Consider the following 19,889-nt stretch of genomic DNA (forward strand, 5'->3'; position numbering starts at 1 on the left):
ATGTCGCCGCTCGATCTGCTGCACGATTACACCATTCAGAACGTGGCCATCGGCGCGGCGCTGCTGGGGCTGATCAGTGGCGTGCTGGGCAGCTTCGCGGTGCTGCGCAAGCAGAGCCTGCTCGGCGACACCATGTCCCATGCGGCCCTGCCCGGTGTCTGCATCGGCTTCATCATCGCCGGTGCTCGTGAGATGGGGATCATCCTGCTGGGCGCCCTGACCACCGGGGCGTTCGCCGCGCTGGTGATGCTGCTGCTGACGCGCAACAGCCGGCTCAAGACCGATGCCGGGCTGGGCATTACGCTGAGTACTTCCTTCGCCCTGGGGGTCGTGCTGCTGACGCATATCCAGAACATGAACAATGCCGCCCAGGGTGGCCTCGATGCCTTCCTGTTCGGCCAGGCGGCGGCGACGCTGCGCAGCGACCTGTGGATCATGGGCGGGATCACCGTTGTCGCCCTGGCGCTGGTGGTCGCACTCTGGAAGGAGTTCAAGCTGGTGTCCTTCGATCCCGAATTCGCCACCTCGCTCGGTATGCCCGTCATGTGGCTCGAGGTGATACTGACGGTAATGATTGCCCTGGCCGTGGTGGTCGGGTTGCAGATGGTCGGCGTGGTGCTGATGGCGGCGATGATCATCGCCCCGGCGGTCGCGGCGCGACAGTGGTGTCATCGGCTCGAGGGGATGGTGGTGCTCGCTGCCGTGATCGGCGTGTCGGGCGGAGTGTTCGGAGCCTTGTTGAGTGCGCTGTCGCGCGGACTGGCCACCGGCCCGCTGATCATTCTCAGCGTTTCCAGCGTGGTGATGGTCTCCTTGTTGCTGGCGCCGGGCCGAGGTTTCGTCTGGGAAGGGGGTCGACTGTGGCGCGGCCGGCGCCGGCTGCGCTACCAGCAGGTGCTGACCACGCTCTATCGCCTCGCCGTTCACCATGCCGATCCGGTATTCCGCTCCGAACAGGGCATGTTGGATACCTACCACGGACACCGCACCCGGGCGGCACTGCGTCAACTGCAGAAACGCGGCCTGGTCGAGTGGCGTTCAGCCCCCCCCGATGAACCCGGCGGGGCCAAGCACTGGGTGCTGACGTCGTCGGGTTTCGAGGAAGCCAGGCGCATCCTCGACTCCCTCGGCCAGGAGGAACGCTGATGCTGACCGCCCTGCTCGACAATGCCCCCCTGATGATCATGCTGGTCGGTGCCCTGGTAGGCATCGCCTCCTCGCTGGTGGGCACCTTCCTGGTGCTGCGCGGTGTCAGCATGCTGTCCGATGCCATCGGGCACTCCATTGTCTTCGGTATCGTCGTCGTCTGGTTGATGACCCACCAGCAGAGCGGGCCGGTGCAGATCGTCGGCGCTGCCCTGACGGGATTGCTTACCGTCTTTTTGACCGAGCTGCTGGTCAGCACGCGGCGGGTCAAGAAGGACGCCGCCATCGGCCTGGTGTTTCCGGTGCTGTTCTCGGCCGGGGTGTTGCTGCTCAATCTCTATGCGCGGGACGTGCATATCGATACCCATACGGTGCTGCTCGGCGAGATTGGCTTCGTGTGGCTCGATACCCTGACCATCGGTGATTATCGCGTGCCTCAGGCGCTGGTGTGGATGGGCGCGATGACGCTGATCAACGCTGCCTTCGTCACGCTCTTCTACAAGGAACTCAAGATCGCCACCTTCGACGAGGCCCTGGCTCGGGCGCTGGGGCTGGCGCCGGGCGTGCTGTTCTACCTGTTGCTGCTGTTGACCAGTGGTACCGCCGTGGCGGCCTTCGACGCGGTGGGGGCGGTACTCTTCGTGGCCTTCGTCATCGTGCCGCCTTCGACGGCTTATCTGCTGACGGACCGACTGTGGATGATGTTCATCCTTGGCGCCCTGGTCTCGATCGCCTCCAGTGTCTCGGGCTATTTCCTGGCCGTGGCCTGGAACGTCTCCATCGGTGGCATGATGGCGGTGATGACTGGTGTCTTTCTGCTGCTGGCCTTCCTGGTCGGTCCACGCTATGGAATGGTCGCCCAGGTGCTGAGACGGCGCGGCCAGCGTCGGGTCAACGAGATCCGCACCCTGACGGTACATCTCTACAACCATGAGGACGGGCCGGAGCAGTGGGTGGAGAATGTCACCCAGGCGCTGCGCGAACATCTGCTGTGGGATGGCGCCAAGGCGAGCTGGGTGGTCGAGCGGAGTTGCGACGAGGGCCTGATCGAGCGCCGGGGCGAGGTGCTCATGCTGACCGCCACGGGGCGCGAGATGGCCAGGGAGATTCTCGAGCCGACACGCAACGGCACCGGGTCGCTGACGACGACCGCCTCCTGAACGCCGATCACGTCATGCCGGGGCCGGCGTGCTCTCGTGGACCGCGACGGCACGCCACACCCGGCTCGGTGAAGGACCGTTCGGCAGGTCGGCACAGGTGTCATGACGCAGCAGTTCGAGGGCGTGACAGGTGATGGTCAGCCGGCCCGACTGGTGCGTGGTGTGCCATGCCACCCTGAGTTCGCGATAGGTGTCGTCCGGGGCGTCGGCCTCGTCGGTGTCATCCATGACCTCGATATCCGCTTCCAGACCCCGGGCCGCCAACCACTCCAGGGCGGCGACCTGCGCGCACTGGCGACGCGGCGTGAGGCGCGAGTCGCCACGATAGCAGGGCAGGTAAGGGCGTCCCCGAGCCTCGCTCTCCAGCAACGGCAGGATGTCGTCGTCGCCGATGCGGCCATACTTGCGGAGTTGCGGCAACAGCAGGGCGCTGGCTGCCAGCCGGCAGCCCCCCAGGTGGGTGCTTTCCCAGACATCGAAGGGCAGGTCGTGGCGGTGTGCCGCGTCGGCCATGGCCTTGTAGGTGGCGAAGCCAAACTTGGCACAGCACTTGTCCTTCTTGCCATGGGTGCAGCACAGCAGCAGCGAGCGCTCGACCGTCTCGGGGCGCCAGGCCGTCAGGTCCTCGCCGCGCCGCAGCGCGGCGAGGAAGTCGCCGAGTGCCTCGCGGGGGACGTCGAATGCCAGGCGTTCGGGCATCAGGAACACGCGGTGGTGGTGCTCGGCCTGTTCCCGCCGGTGAATCAGGTTGACGCGACGCCCTTCGTCCGGGAGGGCGTGCAGGGCCGCCGAGAGCGCCTCGGGCATGTCGCTGGCCTGACGCAGATTGCGCTGCCACTTGGGGCGGGGCCAACTGAGCAGCAGGTTACGCTCGGGATGGACACCGCTGCCGACCAGGGGGTCACCGATAGCGCGGCTTTCCACGGCGCAGAAGGCCTGGTTCATGGCGCGACTCCTTCGCTGAGTTCAGCGGTCGAGGCGGTCGGTCGAACGCCTGGCATGGGCACGCATACCAGGCGCCGGGAGTGCGGATCGCGGATGACATTGGCATCGAGATCGAAGACCGCCTTGAGATTGGCGGCGGTAAAGACATCCTGAGGGGCGCCCTGGCGGTGAATGGCGCCGTCGCGCATCATCACCAGCACATCGGCATAGGCGGCCGCCAGGTTGAGGTCGTGCAGTACGACCAGCAGGGTGCGGCCGTGCTCGTGAGCCAGGCGGGACAGCAACTCCAGCAGGTCGACCTGGACCTTGAGGTCGAGAAAGGTGGTGGGCTCGTCGAGCAGGATCAGGTCCGTCTCCTGGGCCAGCACCATGGCGATCCAGCAGCGCTGTCGCTGGCCGCCGGACAGCGCATCGACGCTGCGCTCGGCGAAATCGGTGACATCGGCATGGGCCATCGCCTTGCGGACGGCCCGGGCGTCCCGCTCGGCATCCTGTCGCCACAGCCGCTGGTGGGGGAAGCGCCCCATGCCGACCAGTTGCCTGACCGTGAGGCCCTCCGGGGCGGAGGGCCCCTGGGGCAGGATGCCCAGGCGCTGTGCCACTTCCCGCGTGTGGCGGCGGTGGATGTCCTCGCCGTCGAGACAGACCCGGCCGGCGCTGGGCGCCAGGGTGCGGGCCAGCGTCTTCAGCAGCGTCGACTTGCCGCTGCCGTTGGGGCCGAGCAGCACCGTCAGCTTGCCCTCGGCCACCGCCAGGTCGACGCCGTCGAGCACGCGTCGGGACTCGTACCCGGCGCACAGGGCTTCGCCCGTCAGTCGCGGTGGCTTGGCAGGGATCGAGGGCATGGGGTGACTCGTCGGTGTGGTAGCGGGGACAAGACCGTAAGATAAAAAGTTCTCATTTTCAACGCGTGCAATGCGCCGACGGATCAGCCCCGAGCGACATCACGGCTTCGGTATAGCAGATAGACGAAGAAGGGCGCGCCTATCCCCGAGACGAAGATGCCGGCGGGCAGGTCCTTGGGCAGGAAGGCCACCCGGCCGAGCAGGTCGGCGTAGAGCACGATCAGGGCGCCGACCAGGGCCGCGGCGGGCACCAGCCGGGCGAAACCCCGCCCCACCAGGCGGGCGGCGATATGCGGCGCGATCAGGCCCACGAAGCTGAGCCCACCGGCGAAGGCCACGGCCGCGCCGGCCAGCGCCACGCTGCAGCCCATCAGCACCAGCCGGCTGCGCAGCACGTGCACGCCGAGCCCCTGGGCCACGTGATCGCCCAGCGCCATGGCGTCCAGGTGCCGCGCCCGGGTCAGGCACAGTGGAATGGCGAGCAGCAGCCAGGGCAGCAGGCCCAGCACGTCCTGCCACTGGGCGGCGTAGAGGCTGCCGGTCAGCCACACGTAGGCGGTCATGGCGGCGGCATCGTCGCTGATCACGATCAGCAGGGTGGTCACGGCGCCCATGGCCGCGGAGAGCCCGATGCCGACCAGTACCATGCGCGAGGGCGTGATGCCGCGCCGCCAGGCCAGCAGGAACACCAGCAGGGCCGACAGCAGCGCCCCGGTGAGGGCGGCGGCCGGCAGCCAGTGGACGCTCAGGACGCTGCCGAACAGCGCCAGGAAGGCCACGGCGGCCAGGGCGGCGCCGCTGGTGATGCCGATCACGTCCGGGGAGGCCAGCGGGTTGCGCACGATGCCCTGGAGGATGGCGCCGGCCACGGCCAGGGCCCCGCCCACCAGCACGGCCAGCACGATGCGTGGCAGGCGCAGCTCCCAGACGATGAAGGCGATGTCGCTGTCCCGGGGCGTGGCCAGGGCGTGCAGCATCTCCCCGAACGAGGTGGGAAAGCTGCCCAGGCTCAGCGACAGGCCCATGCTGGCCACCAGCAGCAGCCCGAGCAGGCTCGCGGTGGCCAGATCGCGCCATCGCCGGGTGTCGAGGCCGGCGGCGTCTTCGCCGGTAAGTGGCAGGGAGTGTGACATGATCAGGCCGGTTTCCTGCGTGCCAGGTAGATGAAGAAGGGCGTGCCGATCAGCGCGGTCATCACCCCCACCGGCACGTCCTGCGGGGCCATCAGGAAGCGCGAGGCCACATCGGCCAGCAGCAGCAGGCTCGCGCCCAGCAGGGCGCAGGCCGGCAGCAGCCAGCGGTGGTCGACGCCGAAGATCCCCCGGGCCATGTGCGGCACGATCAGTCCGACGAAGCCGATCATGCCGGCCAGCGCGACCGAGCTGCCGGCCAGCAGGATCACCGCCAGGCCGAGCAGCAGCTTGATGGTGCCGGCACGCATGCCCAGCCCCTTGACCATGTCGTCGCCCAGCAGCAGGGCATTGGCGTGGCGGACGAGCAGGGCGCACAGCAGCAGGGCGCCACCGAACAGCGGCAGCAGCGGCACCACCAGTGACAGCTCGCGCCCGGACACGGAACCGGCCAGCCAGTACAGCACGCTCTCGAAGCTCTGGCGGTCGATGATCAGCAGGCCCTGGCTGAACGAGACGAACATGGCGGTGATGGCCACGCCCGCCAGCACGACCCGCAGCGGCGACAGCTCGCCATGGCGGCCGCGACTCAGCGCGACCACCAGGCCGGCCGCGACCAGGGCGCCCAGCAGCGCCGCCCAGACGATCTCGACCGGGGCATGGAGGGGCAGCAGCGAGACCGCGATCACCACGAAGAACATGGCCCCCGCGTTGATGCCGAGCAGGCTCGGCGAGGCCAGGGGGTTGCGGGTCAGGGTCTGCATCAGGGCGCCGGCGATGGCCAGGCTGGCGCCGACCAGGGCGGCGATCACCGCCCGCGGCAGGCGTTCGGTGAGAATGATGATATGCGCGACCCGGGCGGGATCGTAGTGCAGCAGCGCCTGGGCGAAGGTCGGCGCGGCGATCTCGGTGGTGCCCAGCATGACGCTCGCCGCGAAGGCCGCCGCGGCCAGCGCCAGGCCTAGCAGCAGGCCCAGGCCCCGTGTGACGCCTCGCTTCAGCATGCCGCGCCCTCCGCGTCATGGGCGCGGCAGCCGGCCGCCGATGTCGACTCGGCCGACAGGGTCGCCCCGGGCGCCTCGGGATCCGCCAGCCCGTAGTGGCGGTAGAGATCGTCCAGCATGGCATTGGCGGCCAGGATGCCGCCGCCCATGATCCAGTTCACCGCGTCCACCTCGAAGACACGATCGTGTCGGACGGCGTCCAGCCGCTGCCAGAGGGGGTGAGAGCGCCAGTGCCGGTAGTTGCGAGCGATGGCGGGGTCGTCCGGCTCCAGCAGCACGAAGATCACATCGGCGTTCAGCACCGGGATGTTCTCCTCGCTGGTCAGCTTCATGCCCCAGCCCTGGTCCTGCACGGCATCCGGCTGCTCGAAGCCCAGCTCATCGAGGATCGAGCCGGCGAAGCCTGTCGAATACAGGCGCACATGATCGCTCTTGAAGCGCACCACGGCGGCCTTCTGCGGCCAGGCGGCGCCCAGCGTCTCGGCGATCCGGCGACGAAAGTCCGCCACGCGCGCGTCCCAGGCGCGCAGCAGCTCCCCGGCGCGGGCCTGGCGGCCGGTGGCCTCGGCCATCAGTCTCAGGCTGGCCTTGAAGTCGAAGACGGTGCCGGTGGCCATCGTCGGCGCGACCTGTTCCAGCAGCGGCCGGACCCGCTCGTGGCGAAAGCGCGTGGCCACGATCAGGTCCGGGTCCAGCCAGGCGACCTTCTCCAGGTTGGGCTGGGTCTCCAGGCCGACGTGCTCGACGCCGGCCAGCGCCTCGCGCAGGTAGCGATACATGGGCTTCTCCAGCCAGGAATCGACGACGCCGACCGGCGTGATGCCGAGCGCCACCGCGCTGTCCGTCGCCCCCTGGTAGAGGGTGACGACGCGCTCTGGCGTGGCGGGAACGCGAGTGTCGCCGAAGGCGTTGGCGACGGTGATGGCATCACGGGCGTCGTCCGCGGCCAGGGCGGCGGTCCATGGCAGGAGGGAGGCCAGCAGCGCCGCCAGCCAGCGGGGGAAAGGCCTGCTGGCCATGGCCGTCGGCGCCTGGGGCCCTCGCGATAGGATGTCGGGCATTGTCTGTCGGTCTTTGCAGGTCGGGCAGGCAAGCGGTGAAGAAGCGGCACCCGAGGGTGCCGCTCGCCAGTCCGCTTCAGAAGTCGAGCTGGTAGCTCAGGGTCAGGGTGCGCCCGCGGCCCTTGAAGTAGTACTCGTCGCTGATGCGGGCCGACTGGGAGTAATAGGTGAAGTAGTCCTCGTCGGTGAGGTTCTCCACGCCCAGGCTGGTGCGGCCCACCGGCAGGCGATAGGTCAGCGAGGCGTCGACCAGGCCGTAACCGTCGAACGCCAGTGCCGGGTCGTCGACGCTGCGATCGACGTAGCGGCTGTACTGCAGGTGCGTTGACAGCTTGTCGCTCCAGGTCGCGCTCCAGGCTAGCTTGAGGGTGTCCGGGGCGATGTTGATGCCGGTCAGCTCGGTGTCGACGCTGCCGTCGCCGTCGGTGTCGGACTCGCCCTCGGCGTGGGTGTAGGAGAGACGCAGCTGGTGGGCATCGCTCACCCGGGCCTCGCCGGTGATCTCGACCCCCTGGATCTCGGTCTTCTCGCGGTTGCCGACCCAGGTGCCGTTCTCCTCGGTCAGGCGCTCGCCGAAGTCGGAGTTCGACTCGTAGTAGCTCAGCTCGAGGCCGTAGCGATCCCAGTCGAAGCGGGCACCGATCTCGCGGTTGTCGGTGACGATCGGCTGCAGCGTCAGCAGGGTGTCGACATCCTGACCGGGATCGCCGATGCCGCGCAGCACCCGGCCCACGTCGGGCATGCCGAAGCCTTCGGAGTAGTTGGCGTAGAGCTGGGCCCAGTCGGTGGCCTGGTAGACGATGCCGGCGTTGAACAGCGTCTCGTCGAAGTCCGGGTTGCCGCCCTCGACGCTGACGTTGTCCTGGGTCACGTTGCTGCGGTCGATGGTCGAGAAGTCGTCGACGTCCAGCTCGGCATGTTCCTGGCGGACGCCGGCGTGCAGGCTCAGCGAGTCGGTGACGTCAAGGTCGCCCTGGAGGAAGGCCGCCACGTTACGGAACTGGCTCTCCGGCACATAGGTACGCCCGGTATGGACCAGCATCTGGCGGGAATCGTCCTGCAGCAGGTCCAGGCCGGTGGTCAGGGTCAGGCGGTCGTTCAGCAGGCCGTCGCGGGAGAGGGTGAACTTGGCGCCGACCTTATCGGACTCGTTGCGCGTCTGGTCGAAGCGGCTCTCGCCGTCGACCTGGTAGGGGAAGTAGGGCGTGGTGCCGAACTGGGCGCGGAAGTTCTGGGTATAGAGCTGCGCGTCCAGGCTGTTGCCGAACCAGTCGTCGTGGGAATAGGACACCCGAGCGGTGGTGACCTCGTTGAAGCCGGGGTCGCCATCCGGGTCGCCCTTGCGCGCCGTGGTGGCGACGCCGGCATCGCGGTCGCCGGCCACCGGCACGTAGTCGCCTTCGCCCTCCAGTTCGAAGCGGTTGATCGAGGCCTCGATGTTCTGGTTGGCGTCGATCCAATAGCCCACCTTGGCCAGCAGGTCGTAGCTCTCGGAGTTCTGGAGCTCGCCGGGATAGGCGATGCCCACCAGCTCGTCGTTGCCGTCGTAGAAGACACCGCGCTCCTGGCGGCTGGCGGCCACCACATAGTCCCAGTCGCCGGTCTGGCCGCTGAGGCGGTAGTCCAGCTTGTGGCCGAAGCCCTCCGACTCGAAATCGTCGTCGCTGGTCAGGCTGATGCCGGCATGCTGGCGGATGCCGGCGCCGTCGGGGCGCTTGGTCACGTAGTTGATGATGCCGCCGGTGGCGCCCAGACCGTGCTCGGCGCTGGCGCCGTGGATGACCTCGATGCGCTCGACCATGGACAGGTCGATGGTGTAGCTGTCGCGGCCGCCGTCGCGAAGCGGGTTGGACTGGGGCACGCCGTCGACCAGGAACAACGGCGAGCGGCCGCGGAAGGTCTCGCCGGCGTTGGAGAGCTTCTGGCGGCTGGGCGAGTAGGAGGGAATCAGGTTGCTGAGCACCTGGCCCGGATCCTGGGTGATCGCCAACTGCTGCTCGATCTGCTCGCGGGTGATGATGGTGACCTTCTGCGGGGTCTCGCCTTCGCTGGTGCGATTGCGGGTCGCGGTGACGACCACCGGAGAAAGTGCATCGGCGCTCGAGGATGAGGGTGTCTCGGCGGTCTGGGCGAACGCCGTGACGGGCAGAGCGGCACACAGCAGGACAGGGTGCAGTCGCGTCGGGCGCGGCCGGGAGGCAAGAGGCATACGGCAGGTGTTCCTTGAATCGATCCTGGGAATGGGCGTCGAGACGTGTTGAATTGGACGCCACGGGACGTTGCGCATTATTGGGCGCGCAATCGGTTGAAGATGATAATTTTTTGCATTTGTTTACGCAAACCATTCACTTTGTGATCTTGTAACGCTGGATCGTTGACTTGCCGATGCGATGCGCCACAATGCCCCGCCATTGTCTCGACGAGGATCGCCCGTGGAACTCTTGCGTGTCGTCTTTCGCCACTACCGCTGGCCATTCATTGCCGTCATGCTGCTCAGCCTGGCGAGCGCCGGCCTGGGCATCGGCGTCATCGCCTTCATCAACCGGCAGTTGATCGAGGCCCATGGCGAGCAGTTGGTCGTGCTGCCGCAGTTCCTGGGGCTGATCGTGTTGCTGCTGGGGATCACGCTCGGGGCGCAACTGGCACTGACCACTCTGGGGCACCATTTCGTCTACCGACTGCGCGGACGACTGATCAAGCGGATTCTCGACACCGACATCGAGCGCGTCGAACAGCTTGGCAGTGCCAACCTCATGGCGAGCCTTTCCAGTGACGTGCGCCAGATCACCATTGCCTTCGTGCGGCTTCCCGAGCTGGTGCAGGGGGTAATCCTGACAGTGGGGTCGGCCTTGTACCTGGCCTGGCTGTCACCCGGCATGCTGGCGGTCACCGCGGTCTGGGTGGCGGTGACCGTAGTCGTCGGCTGGCTGCTGGTCTCGCGGGTCTATCGCCACCTCGGCCGAGTGCGCGAGACCGAGGATCGTCTTTACCAGGACTACGCCGCGGTGATCGAGGGGCGCAAGGAACTCGCGCTCAACCGCGATCGCGCGCGCCGGCTGTTCGACGAGGTCTATACCCGCAATGCCCGGGAGTATCGCCACCACATCATCCGTTCCGATACCTTCCACCTGAGTGCGGTCAACTGGTCCAACATCATGATGCTGGGGGCCATCGGACTGGCGTTCTTCCTGGCCAATGGCCTGGGGTGGGCCAACACCAATGTCGCGGCGACCTACTCCCTGACCCTGCTGTTCCTGCGAACACCGCTGATCCAGGCGGTGGGCGCACTGCCGACGCTGCTCGGTGCCCAGGTCGCCTTCAACAAGCTCGAAAGCCTGCAACTGGCCGATTATCGGGAGGCCTTCGCCAGCGGTGAGGCCATGACGGACTGGCAGACCCTGGAGCTGCGCGGCGTGACATTCCGCTATGCCGACGGCGAGCAGGGGCGGGGCTTCGAGGTCGGCCCCATCGACCTGACGTTGAGACGTGGCGAGCAAGTGTTCCTGATCGGCGGCAACGGTAGCGGCAAGTCGACGCTGGCTCGGCTGCTGACCGGCCTCTATCGGCCGCATGACGGGCAGATCTTGCTCGACGGGCAACCACTCGAACCGGCCCGGTGGGAGGCCTATCGGCGGAGCTGCTCGGCGGTCTTCACCGACTTCCACCTGTTCGATCGATTGATGGGCCAGGAGGGCGCCTCGCCCGACCCGGCGCTGGTGGAGGATTGGCTGGACCGGTTGGACATGGACGAGAAGCTGCATTTCGACGGCGACCGCGTCACCAACCCGCAGCTTTCCCAAGGACAGCGCAAGCGCTTGGCCCTGTTGCTGGCCATCGCCGAGGAACGTGATTTCCTGCTGCTGGACGAATGGGCCGCCGACCAGGATCCGCAGTTTCGGCGGACGTTCTACCAGGCCCTGCTGCCCCGGTTGCGCGAGCTGGGCAAGACGGTATTGGCCGTCAGCCATGATGATGCCTACTTCGGTCACGCCGATCGCCTGCTCGAGATGCGCGCGGGCCGGCTCCGCGAACTGACCGGCCAGCAACGGGAGCGGGCCAGCCTGGATGCGGTGGGCAGCCTCGATGGTGCCTGAACGGCGGTGCAGGGCTTGGTGCATGGACTCCCGGCCATGCATCGCCGTATCCATGGCTCGAGAGTCAGATGCCCAGAGGCGAGCGTGACGAAGACGACTCCACGGACGGGGCATCCAGCAGGGGTAATACGGGGCGGCTCCCGGGAGCGGCCACGAGCAGGCTGATGCCCAGGAGCAGGATGAGCAGCCCCCCGCCGAGAGCGGTCCAGCCGAGCCCGCGCTGGAGACGCCCGGAACCTGATGGTCCGATCAAGCGACGTTCTGCCCAGCTTCTTGCCATGATGCTGGCCAGGGCCAGCGTGGAGACCGTCAAGGCGGTGCCGGCCGCCATGGCCAGGGTGGCCATGACGCCGATCCAGAAATGCCCCAGCAGTGACGCGGCTCCTACCATCAGAACGGCACCGCTGCAGGGGCGGATACCGATGGAGACCACCGTGAGCAGGGCGGTACGCCCGTCGTCGGCCTGTGCCGGGGTGACGTGATGAGCGCAATCGCAGTCCGCCTGGTGATCGTGGTGTCGGTGGGCGTGAGAGTCGTGGGAAGGGTGAGCGCGGAAAGGAACATGGTGCCCATGGCGCAGCTGCCGGATGGCCCGCCAGCATAGCCAGCCCCCCAGTAGCGTGATCGCCAGGTAGCTGGCGCGCTCGACCCAGATCACCGAGCCGACGGCCTGGCGTGTCAACCAGCCCAGCCCATGAACCAGTACCGTCACCAGGGCGATCGCCACCAGAGCCTGCAGCAGCGCGGCCGCACAGGAGAGGGTGAGGGCTCGTCGCAGGGCGCCTCCCTGGGTGAGCAGGTAAGTGCCGAGCACGGCCTTGCCGTGGCCGGGGCCGGCGGCATGGAAGACGCCGTAGCCGAAGCTGAGCGCGAGCAGAAGCCCCCAGGTTCGTGCCGAAGGCGCTCCCGAGAGTTCGCTGAGCGACAGGGTCAGGGCGCGGTGCAGATCACGCTGCCAGGTGACCAGTTGCAGGCCGATATCCTGGCCATGTTCTTTCAATAACCAGGTGACGAGCAGCGCCGCCAGCAACGCGGAGGCGATGCCCAGCCATCTGGAGAAGCGTGGCGATTTATCGAGAATATCGGGCATCGAGGCGTTTCCGGTTCGGGACGGCGAGTCGGCGTGCCTGGAGGCGGGTCATGGTGCGGGGCATCGAACCTCCCCCGTTTCGGCGAAGAAGCGGCCCAGGCCCTCCGGCGCTTCGTCGGTTCTGTCCAGTCGAGCGGCCTGGGCGACCTGCTCCGGGTTCGGGTCGGCGGCGATGATACGGGTCGTGCAGTCACCGCCCATGACCAACAGGGCATCCTCCCGAGGTGTCTGGTCGTCGTCGATCTCGTGGACCATCTCGATGTAATAGCTTGGGTCATAAATCCGATAGCGCAGAGCCGATTCGCCGAGCGCCAGAGGATGGGCCAGGGGAAGCTCGAACAGGAATTCCACGCGATCTTCCCGGGCCATGGTGGTGTACGTCTCGACATCGTCGACCTCGACCGGCTCGCCGCCGTGGCGGATGTCGGTGAAGTAGCCTTTTGGCGCGAGGTTGTTGCGGATCTCCGCGCCCAACTGGTCGAGGCGGGCTTCCATGGGCGCGTCACCTTCGGCGCTCTTCAACTCCTCGATCAACATCAGGCTGTAGAAGGGATCGAGCCGCCAGCGCTGTCGCAGTGCCTCGACGCGGCCTCGGTCATCGAGAATCACCTTGACGCTGATATCCGCCCATACATGCGGGTGCGCCACACCCGCTGACGGCAGCAGGAGCAGGGCCATTCCAAGGGCTAGCCGAAAGATCCTGTCGCTCATCGAAGTGTGTCGCCTTGGCATGAGCATCCCCGAAAAGGGAGGTAGCTTAGCAAGGAACGAGTCCCGGGCTCCATTGCCATTTCGGTATTCGAGATGAAGGCGCCATGCTTGTCCTGGGGACTGGCGACGGCGGAGACATGGGCGGAAGCGCGGGATGGCAAGCGTGATGTACGCGTGGAATTGTTAATCTAGGTATCAACAATTATCATCCACATTCGAGTGTCGGGACCATCGTTCCCGACACGTCGTTATTCATGGAAGTGCTGAACAAATAGACGAGCGGAGCGAAGGCTAGGCCCGTTCCCGACGGGCCATAGCATTTCCCACATCCATGTGGGTCACGCAAGGCGCACGGAGCGCAGCACCGAGCGGAGCGACAAACATCCGAAGGATGGCCCCGAAGGGGCGAGAAACCGGAGGTTTTGAGTCAACCGGAGCCTATGGGGTATAGGTGAGGATTCCGACCGGGCTGGCGCACCAGCACCGCGCAACGCAGTGATTTGCCCGTGCAGGCATTTGTGCAGTGTTTCCTTCATTCGCTGCCATGCTCATCGTCGAGGCCCCCGATGCCACACTCACACCCATCCGCCCCGTCCCGTTTGCCGATGGCGCTCGCTGTTCGTCGTGCGCTGGGACTTTCGCTGTCCGGTGCCCTGCTGGGCGCGCCGCTGCTTGCGCTGGCCCAGGACGAGGTCGCCGAATCCGATACCGTCGTGGTGGTCGGTACTGCCCTCAAGGTTGCCGCGCCACTGGTCGAGACGCCGCGCCCGGTGTCGACCGTCCAGCGGGAGGAGATGGAAGAGCGCAACGTTCAGAGCCTCGATGAGACCTTCCGTTATCGAGCCGGCGTGCTGGCGGGCCATTACGGCGCCGATAACGATACCGACTGGTTCAAGGTGCGAGGCTTCGATCAGTCCACCTACCAGGATGGCTTGCGGATCTATCGGACGGGGTACTATCAATGGTTGCCCGAGCCCTATGGCCTGGAAAGCGTCGATGTGTTCAAGGGGCCGTCGTCGATTCTCTACGGTGAAGCACCGGCCGGCGGTCTGATCAATGCCGTCAGCAAGCGGCCGACGAGTGAGCCCCGCGGCGAGGTCAACATTCAGGCTGGCAACCGTCAGCATCGGCAACTCGGGATCGACACCTCGGGGCCCTTGACCGAGAGCGGCGATGTCCGCTATCGCATGGTCGGCATGGTCAAGCAACGCGATGGCGATCTCGACAACACCGAGAACGAGCGCTATTACTTCGCGCCGAGCCTTGAAGTGGATTTCAGTGACGACACCAGCATGACCTTCCTGGCCAGTGTCCAGAAGGATGATGCGGTCCCGACCAATCCCTTCAAGCTGACCTATGGCACGGTCGAGGACACGCCTTTCGGCAAGGTCGACCCGCAGACCAGTTATGGCGAGCCGGGCTATGACACCAATGAACGCACCCAGGCATCCCTCGGTTACGAGCTTCGCCATCAGTTCAATGATACCTGGCGCTTCGAACAGAACCTGCGCTACAGCTACTTGGACATGAAGCTGCGAAGCACCTATGTGCTGGCCCAGCTCGACGAGCGCACTGCCGGGCGCGGCCTGGTCTATCGCGATGGCGAAATCGACAGTTGGACGATGGACAACCGGTTGATCGGCAAGTGGTACACCGACCGCACCGAGAACACTCTGATGATCGGTCTGGGCTACCAGGACCTCGGCCTCGAGGGAAAGGAAGCGGACCCTTACCCTTTCGGTGCGCCCATCGATATCTTCGACCCTCAGTACGGCCAATATACGCCGGTGGCCGAGGACCAGTTGACCGATCGCGAGATCGACAAGCAGCAGACCGGTTTGTACCTCCAGGACCAGCTGCGAATCGACGACCGCTGGGTACTGCTCGGCAGCGTGCGTTATGACCAGGCGGAGACCGATAACGTCAACCGCACCACCGGGACCACGCAGCGCGCCGACGACGATCAGGTGTCCTGGTCCGGCGGGGTCATGTACCTCGGCGACCATGGCATCAATCCCTACCTGAGCTACACCGAGTCCTTCGAGCCGCAGGCCAGCGTCGACGATGATGGGCGCCTCTATGAGCCCCTCGAAGGCGAACAATGGGAAGCCGGCGTCAAGGTTGCGCCGCCGGGCTGGGATGGCTACGTGACCGCGGCCGTCTTCGATCTCGAACAGCGCAACAGCCTGGTCACGACCGGTGGGGGGCGCCAGGAGCAGGTGGGCAAGCAGACGTCACAGGGTGTCGAACTGGAAGGCGTCGGCTACCTGACGGACCAGCTGCAGCTCACGGCGGCCTATACCTATACCGATGCCGAGCGTGAAGGAGGCGAGCGGAAAAGTCTGATTCCGCGGCATCAAGCTTCGGCCTGGCTGGATTACGCCTTCCAGGAAGGTGTCCTGCAAGGGGTCAAGCTCGGTGGCGGCCTGCGTTACGTCGGCGAGAGCACCTACAGCGACATCACGGTATCGGATGTCACCCTGGTCGATGCCATGGCCAGCTACGACTTCGCCGAAAACTGGCGGGCCCAGGTCAACGTCAACAACCTGACCGACAAGGAATACGTCGCCAGCTGTGACTACTGGTGCTACTACGGCGAGTCGCGGAGTGTGATCGGTAGCTTGAGCTATCAGTGGTGAAGGAGAAACACTGATTTATTGCTGCGCTCGATATCCTGGCCGCCGGCGGTGCTCGGAATCCTCATGTAGCAGGCTACACTCCGGTTGACTCGGAACCTTCGGTTCCTCGCCCCTTTGGGGCCATCCTCCGGATGTTTGTCGCTTCGCTCGGTTCTGCGCTCCGGCGGCAACCAGCCTCTCTTCGCTCGCGACATAAATCAGTGCATCCCGATGAACCGGAAGGTGGGTAAGGAGTGAGAGCCCAGAAATGGCCCGAGGCGCTGGAAGGCACCTCGGGCCATTTGATTTTTCTCTGTCCCTCTTGCCACGATTCTGCTCGTCGCTCGTCGCTCGTCGCTCGTCGCTCGTCGCTCGTCGCTCTTCCTCCTTCCGACTTATAACTTTCTCAACCCCCACATGAAGTAGGCGCCGCCCAGCAGGGAGGCGACGATGCCGGCGGGAATCTCCTGCGGGAACAGCAGCTGACGGCCTACCCAGTCGGCGAGCACCATCAGCAGGGCGCCGGTCAGGGCTGCGCCCAGCAGGTGCATGCTCGCCCGGGAAAAGCCCAGCAGGCGGGCCAGGTGGGGCGCGAGCAGGCCGACGAAGGAGAGCGGGCCAACCACCAGGGTGGCGGCGGCGGTGAGCAGGGCGACCAGCAGCAACAGCAGCAGGCGCGAGCGCTTCAGGCTGATGCCCAGTGCACGGGATGTGGCGGCCCCCAGCGGCAGGATATCCAGCCAGCGGGCGAGCGGGCCGGTCAGCAGCCCGAGTGACAGGGCGAGCGCGACGACGACCAGGGCACTGGTCAGGTCGACATAGTAGGTGGATCCCGAGAGCCAGGCGATGACCTGCTGGCCGCGAGGGTCGCCGCCTGCCAGCACGATGGCGCGCACGGCATCGAAGGCGGCGGTGATCGCCACCCCGGTCAATAGCAGGCGCTCGGGCAGCAGGCCGCTGCGGCCATTGAAGATGATCAGAATCGCCAGGCTGGCCATGGCGCCCAGGGTGCCGACGCCGACCAGCGTCAGGTTGTTCGGCGAGGGCAGCAGGAAGATGGCCAGGATCAGCGCGATGGCGCTGCCGCCACTGATGCCCAGTACCTCGGGACTGGCCATGGGGTTGGCGGTGACACGCTGGATCAGGGTGCCGGCAAGCGCCAGCATCACACCGCAGCCGGCCGACGCCAGGACCCGCGGCAGTCGCCATTGCAGGACGTCCCAGTCACCGGGCGAGAGCCAGCTCCAGCCGCCGGCGGTCTGTCCGGCGAGCAGCGCGACCACGGTCACGATGGCCAGGCCAAGGGCCAGCCCGCCCGCCAGGCGGCCGGGCGTGGGGTGCCGTCCAGCCGGGGCGGTGGTCGTGCCGGGAGGCTGGTCGCCGCGCAGGCGCAGTCGAGGAATCAGCCAGATCAACAGCGGCGCGCCCAGGGCGGCGGTGACGGCGCCGGTGGGAATCAGGCCCGATACCTGGCCGGTGAACCGCTGGAGCAATTGATCGGTGGTGGCCAGCAGCAAGGCACCGAGCAGTGTCGACCAGAGCAGTCGCGGGCCAAGGCGGCGGGCGCCGGCCAGGCGCACGATATTCGGTGCGGCCAGGCCGATGAAACCGATCACGCCGACGACGCTGACCACGCAGCCGGTGAGAAAGACCGCCAGGCCCAGGCCGGCCAGGCGCAGGGCTCGCAATGAGACGCCGAGACTCCGGGCGCTGGCATCATCGAGCTCGAGCACCGCCAGGGGACGCAACAGCAGCCAGGCGGCCAGGGCGCCGAGGAGCAGGCGAGGAGCGAGAAAGGCCACGCCACCCCAATCGTTCTGGGCCAGCGAGCCGGCGCCCCAGATCAGCAGCCCCTTGAGTTCTTCCTGGTGGAAGAGCAGCAGTACGATGCCCAGGGCCCCCAGGTAGAGATTGACCACCAGACCGCCGAGCACCACGACGACCGGGGCCAGGCCTCGACGCCAGGCCAGGGAGAACACCAGTGCCATGGACAGGCCGCCGCCGGCCAGCGCGACCCATTCGCGGCCCCAGCCCAGCAGTCCGGGGGCCACCAGGGTGGCAGTCATCAACGCCAGGTTGGCGCCGCTGGCCACGCCGAGGGTGGTGGGCGCCGCCAGGGGGTTGCGCAGTACCTGTTGCATCAGTACGCCGGCCAGCGCCAGGCCACCGCCGGCCAGCAGCGACATGGTCAGCCGCGGCCACCAGCTGAAATGCAGGACCAGGGTGTCCATCGTGGGGTTGGCGCTGCTGAACAGGGCCTGCAGGCCGGCGGTGAACCCCGCCCCGGCGTTCAGGCTCGTCGTGGCCAGCGCCAGCAGGGCCAGGCAGAGAAGGGCGCAGGCGATGCCCGGTGTCAATCGGAAGGACGTCCTAGCGAGCATGGGGCGTCTCCAACGCGGCGGTGAGTTGCTCGGCGAAGCGCTGTGCCGAGGGCAGGGCGCCGAAGCTCCAGACTGGCGGCAGCACCAGGGGGGCGCCACGGCTGTCGCGTACCAGCCCCTGCCAGAGGCCACTGTCATCGAGCGTCTCTCGCACGCCGGCGGGGTATGGCTCGATCACTACCAGGCGAGCGTCGAGATTCGCCAGCGCCTCGATGCCGACCAGCGAGAAGCCCCATGCGTTCGTCTCGTCGGACCAGGCGTTGTCGAGGCCGAGACGTTCCAGTACCGCCTGGTAAAGGCCGTTGTCGCCGAAGACACGGACGTGGCGTGCGTCCATGAACTGGACGACCAGCAGCGGTGGGGTGTCGTCGGGCAGTTGTTGGCGCAGCTCGGCGATGCGCGTCTCGGTGGAGGCGATCAACCGTTCGGCCGCTTCGGGACGACCGACGACATCGGCGACGCCGCGAGTCAGCTCGCGCATTTCCTGCCAGGTGTCGCGCCCGGGGGTATAGAGCGTGAAGTTCTTGACCGGCGCGATGCGCGACAGGCGTGGCGTCAGGTTGGCGAACATCGGCGAGATCAGGATCCGGTCGGGATCGAGATCCGCGAGCAACTCGAGGTTGGGCTGGGTGCGCAGGCCGAGGTCGGCCACGCTATCGGGCAGGTGTGGCTCGCCGACCCAGTCGTGATAGGCATCGATCTGGGCAACCGCCATGGGCGGCGTACCGAGTGCCTGGAGGGTTTCGGCCAGGGTCCAGTCCAGGGTCGCGATATGGGGCGGATCGGCGAGGGCGGTGGGTGTGCCGATGAAACAGCAGAGGGTCAGCAGGGTGGCCAGCCAGCGGCCGGTGGCGCGGACGGTAATACGGAGTGCTGGGCCGGAACTCAGGGTCATGACGTCATGGCTAGGGGATCAATGAACGACGGCGATGGGATGTTCCCCACCGGGATGGGACATGACGCGCATGGGAATGCCGTAGATGGCTTCCAGGGTGGCATCCTGCATCATCTCCCCGGGGCTGCCCTGGGCGAGAATCCGGCCGCTGTGCAGCGCCACCAGGTGATCACAGTAGCGCGCCGCCATGTTGACGTCATGCAGCACGATGACGACGCCCAGCCCCAGTTCCTGGCAGAGCTGGCGTACCAGCGCCAGGACCTCGACCTGATGGGCGATATCCAGCGCCGCCAGGGGCTCATCGAGCAGCAGGAAGCGACTGCCCTGGGCCAGGAGCATGGCGAGCCAGACGCGCTGTCGCTCGCCGCCGGAGAGGGTGTCGACGAGGCGGTCGGCGAATGCCTGGGTATGAGTGAGCGCGATGGCACGTTCGACCTGATCGTGGTCCTCGCGAGTATGTCGCCCGAGCAGGCCGTGCCAGGGATAGCGGCCGAAGCCGATCAACTCGCGACCGGTCAGGTTTTCGGCACTGGGTAGATGCTGGGGCAGGTAGGCGACCTGGCGAGCGAACTCGCGGTTGCCCCAGTCGACCAGGGGGCGCTCGTCGAAGCGCACTTCGCCGCAGCTGGCGGGTTGCTGCTGGGCAAGCAACTTGAGCAGAGTCGATTTTCCGGAGCCGTTATGGCCGATCAGACCGTAGACCTGGCCCTCGCGAAAGCTCAGATCGGTGGGATGCAACAGCCGGCTGCCGTTGACTTCGAACGTCGCGGCCTTGACTTCGAACATGATGGACTCCACATCTCTTGGGG

15 protein-coding genes are annotated in these 19,889 nt (G+C 66.7%); 4 read left to right on the forward strand and 11 right to left on the reverse strand.

The features are described 5' to 3' along the window. Positions 1–1,146, forward strand: a complete 1,146-nt coding sequence (locus RSO41_RS15290; RefSeq protein WP_315620041.1) for a metal ABC transporter permease — start codon at positions 1–3, stop codon at positions 1,144–1,146. After that, positions 1,146–2,306 (forward strand): metal ABC transporter permease, encoded by a 1,161-nt coding sequence (locus RSO41_RS15295; RefSeq protein WP_315620042.1) that lies wholly within the window; start codon positions 1,146–1,148, stop codon positions 2,304–2,306. The genes RSO41_RS15290 and RSO41_RS15295 overlap by 1 nt, the downstream gene beginning before the upstream one ends. A gap of 12 nt (positions 2,307–2,318) precedes the next feature. Here the strand turns inward: RSO41_RS15295 and RSO41_RS15300 are convergent, their stop codons facing one another. From RSO41_RS15300 to RSO41_RS15325, 6 genes are all read right to left on the reverse strand, one after another. Further along, positions 2,319–3,251: a sucrase ferredoxin gene (locus tag RSO41_RS15300; RefSeq protein WP_315620043.1), complete on the reverse strand. Its 933-nt coding sequence runs from the start codon at positions 3,249–3,251 to the stop codon at positions 2,319–2,321. After that, positions 3,248–4,096 carry an ABC transporter ATP-binding protein gene (locus RSO41_RS15305; protein WP_315620044.1) on the reverse strand — a complete coding sequence of 283 codons (849 nt, stop codon included), beginning with the start codon at positions 4,094–4,096 and terminating at the stop codon, positions 3,248–3,250. Before RSO41_RS15305 ends, RSO41_RS15300 begins: the two co-directional genes overlap by 4 nt. Before the next feature lie 83 nt (positions 4,097–4,179). Then, the gene (locus RSO41_RS15310; protein WP_315620045.1) at positions 4,180–5,229 is read right to left on the reverse strand and encodes an iron ABC transporter permease; all 1,050 of its coding nucleotides are present in this window, start codon (positions 5,227–5,229) and stop codon (positions 4,180–4,182) included. A 2-nt stretch (positions 5,230–5,231) separates the two neighbouring features. Then, a complete protein-coding gene (locus RSO41_RS15315; RefSeq protein ID WP_315620046.1) occupies positions 5,232–6,230 on the reverse strand; it encodes an iron ABC transporter permease in 999 nt (332 codons plus the stop codon). Then, complete coding sequence (locus RSO41_RS15320) at positions 6,224–7,249, reverse strand: iron-siderophore ABC transporter substrate-binding protein (protein ID WP_315620047.1); 1,026 nt, start codon at positions 7,247–7,249, stop codon at positions 6,224–6,226. Before RSO41_RS15320 ends, RSO41_RS15315 begins: the two co-directional genes overlap by 7 nt. 118 nt (positions 7,250–7,367) lie before the next feature. Then, entirely contained in the window at positions 7,368–9,500 is a 2,133-nt protein-coding gene (locus RSO41_RS15325) for a TonB-dependent receptor (RefSeq protein ID WP_315620049.1), read from the reverse strand. Between the two features lie 223 nt (positions 9,501–9,723). On the opposite strand from RSO41_RS15325, the gene RSO41_RS15330 reads away from it, so the two are divergent. Beyond that, positions 9,724–11,385, forward strand: a complete 1,662-nt coding sequence (locus tag RSO41_RS15330; RefSeq protein ID WP_315620050.1) for a multidrug ABC transporter permease/ATP-binding protein — start codon at positions 9,724–9,726, stop codon at positions 11,383–11,385. Positions 11,386–11,449: 64 nt separating this feature from the next. Here RSO41_RS15330 and RSO41_RS15335 read toward each other — a convergent pair whose 3' ends face one another. Then, positions 11,450–12,475 carry a nickel/cobalt transporter gene (locus RSO41_RS15335; RefSeq protein ID WP_315620051.1) on the reverse strand — a complete coding sequence of 342 codons (1,026 nt, stop codon included), beginning with the start codon at positions 12,473–12,475 and terminating at the stop codon, positions 11,450–11,452. A gap of 48 nt (positions 12,476–12,523) precedes the next feature. Then, on the reverse strand, positions 12,524–13,186 hold the full coding sequence (locus tag RSO41_RS15340) for a DUF1007 family protein (protein ID WP_315620052.1): 663 nt from the start codon (positions 13,184–13,186) through the stop codon (positions 12,524–12,526). A 566-nt stretch (positions 13,187–13,752) separates the two neighbouring features. On the opposite strand from RSO41_RS15340, the gene RSO41_RS15345 reads away from it, so the two are divergent. Beyond that, positions 13,753–15,825 (forward strand): TonB-dependent siderophore receptor, encoded by a 2,073-nt coding sequence (locus tag RSO41_RS15345; RefSeq protein ID WP_315620053.1) that lies wholly within the window; start codon positions 13,753–13,755, stop codon positions 15,823–15,825. A gap of 374 nt (positions 15,826–16,199) precedes the next feature. Here RSO41_RS15345 and fhuB read toward each other — a convergent pair whose 3' ends face one another. The 3 genes from fhuB to RSO41_RS15360 are packed head-to-tail and all read right to left on the reverse strand — an operon-like array spanning position 16,200 to position 19,866. Next, positions 16,200–18,185, reverse strand: coding sequence for a Fe(3+)-hydroxamate ABC transporter permease FhuB (fhuB, locus tag RSO41_RS15350; protein WP_315620054.1), 1,986 nt, complete (start codon positions 18,183–18,185; stop codon positions 16,200–16,202). Next, positions 18,175–19,080: an iron-siderophore ABC transporter substrate-binding protein gene (locus RSO41_RS15355; RefSeq protein ID WP_315620056.1), complete on the reverse strand. Its 906-nt coding sequence runs from the start codon at positions 19,078–19,080 to the stop codon at positions 18,175–18,177. The genes fhuB and RSO41_RS15355 overlap by 11 nt, the downstream gene beginning before the upstream one ends. Before the next feature lie 18 nt (positions 19,081–19,098). Next, positions 19,099–19,866: an ATP-binding cassette domain-containing protein gene (locus RSO41_RS15360; RefSeq protein WP_315620057.1), complete on the reverse strand. Its 768-nt coding sequence runs from the start codon at positions 19,864–19,866 to the stop codon at positions 19,099–19,101. Positions 19,867–19,889: the final 23 nt, after the last annotated feature.

The sequence above is a fragment of the Halomonas sp. I1 genome (assembly GCF_032334135.1).
Lineage (GTDB): Bacteria > Pseudomonadota > Gammaproteobacteria > Pseudomonadales > Halomonadaceae > Halomonas.

Excerpts from the sequence above, each read along its gene's own strand:
- RSO41_RS15290 (WP_315620041.1), top strand. The coding sequence starts at position 1 with ATGTCGCCGCTCGATCTGCTGCACGATTACACCATTCAGAACGTGGCC.
- RSO41_RS15295 (WP_315620042.1), top strand. The coding sequence starts at position 1,146 with ATGCTGACCGCCCTGCTCGACAATGCCCCCCTGATGATCATGCTGGTC.
- RSO41_RS15300 (WP_315620043.1), bottom strand. The coding sequence starts at position 3,251 with ATGAACCAGGCCTTCTGCGCCGTGGAAAGCCGCGCTATCGGTGACCCC.
- RSO41_RS15305 (WP_315620044.1), bottom strand. The coding sequence starts at position 4,096 with ATGCCCTCGATCCCTGCCAAGCCACCGCGACTGACGGGCGAAGCCCTG.
- RSO41_RS15310 (WP_315620045.1), bottom strand. The coding sequence starts at position 5,229 with ATGTCACACTCCCTGCCACTTACCGGCGAAGACGCCGCCGGCCTCGAC.
- RSO41_RS15315 (WP_315620046.1), bottom strand. The coding sequence starts at position 6,230 with ATGCTGAAGCGAGGCGTCACACGGGGCCTGGGCCTGCTGCTAGGCCTG.
- RSO41_RS15320 (WP_315620047.1), bottom strand. The coding sequence starts at position 7,249 with ATGGCCAGCAGGCCTTTCCCCCGCTGGCTGGCGGCGCTGCTGGCCTCC.
- RSO41_RS15325 (WP_315620049.1), bottom strand. The coding sequence starts at position 9,500 with ATGCCTCTTGCCTCCCGGCCGCGCCCGACGCGACTGCACCCTGTCCTG.
- RSO41_RS15335 (WP_315620051.1), bottom strand. The coding sequence starts at position 12,475 with ATGCCCGATATTCTCGATAAATCGCCACGCTTCTCCAGATGGCTGGGC.
- RSO41_RS15340 (WP_315620052.1), bottom strand. The coding sequence starts at position 13,186 with ATGAGCGACAGGATCTTTCGGCTAGCCCTTGGAATGGCCCTGCTCCTG.
- RSO41_RS15345 (WP_315620053.1), top strand. The coding sequence starts at position 13,753 with ATGCCACACTCACACCCATCCGCCCCGTCCCGTTTGCCGATGGCGCTC.
- fhuB (WP_315620054.1), bottom strand. The coding sequence starts at position 18,185 with ATGCTCGCTAGGACGTCCTTCCGATTGACACCGGGCATCGCCTGCGCC.
- RSO41_RS15355 (WP_315620056.1), bottom strand. The coding sequence starts at position 19,080 with ATGACCCTGAGTTCCGGCCCAGCACTCCGTATTACCGTCCGCGCCACC.
- RSO41_RS15360 (WP_315620057.1), bottom strand. The coding sequence starts at position 19,866 with ATGTTCGAAGTCAAGGCCGCGACGTTCGAAGTCAACGGCAGCCGGCTG.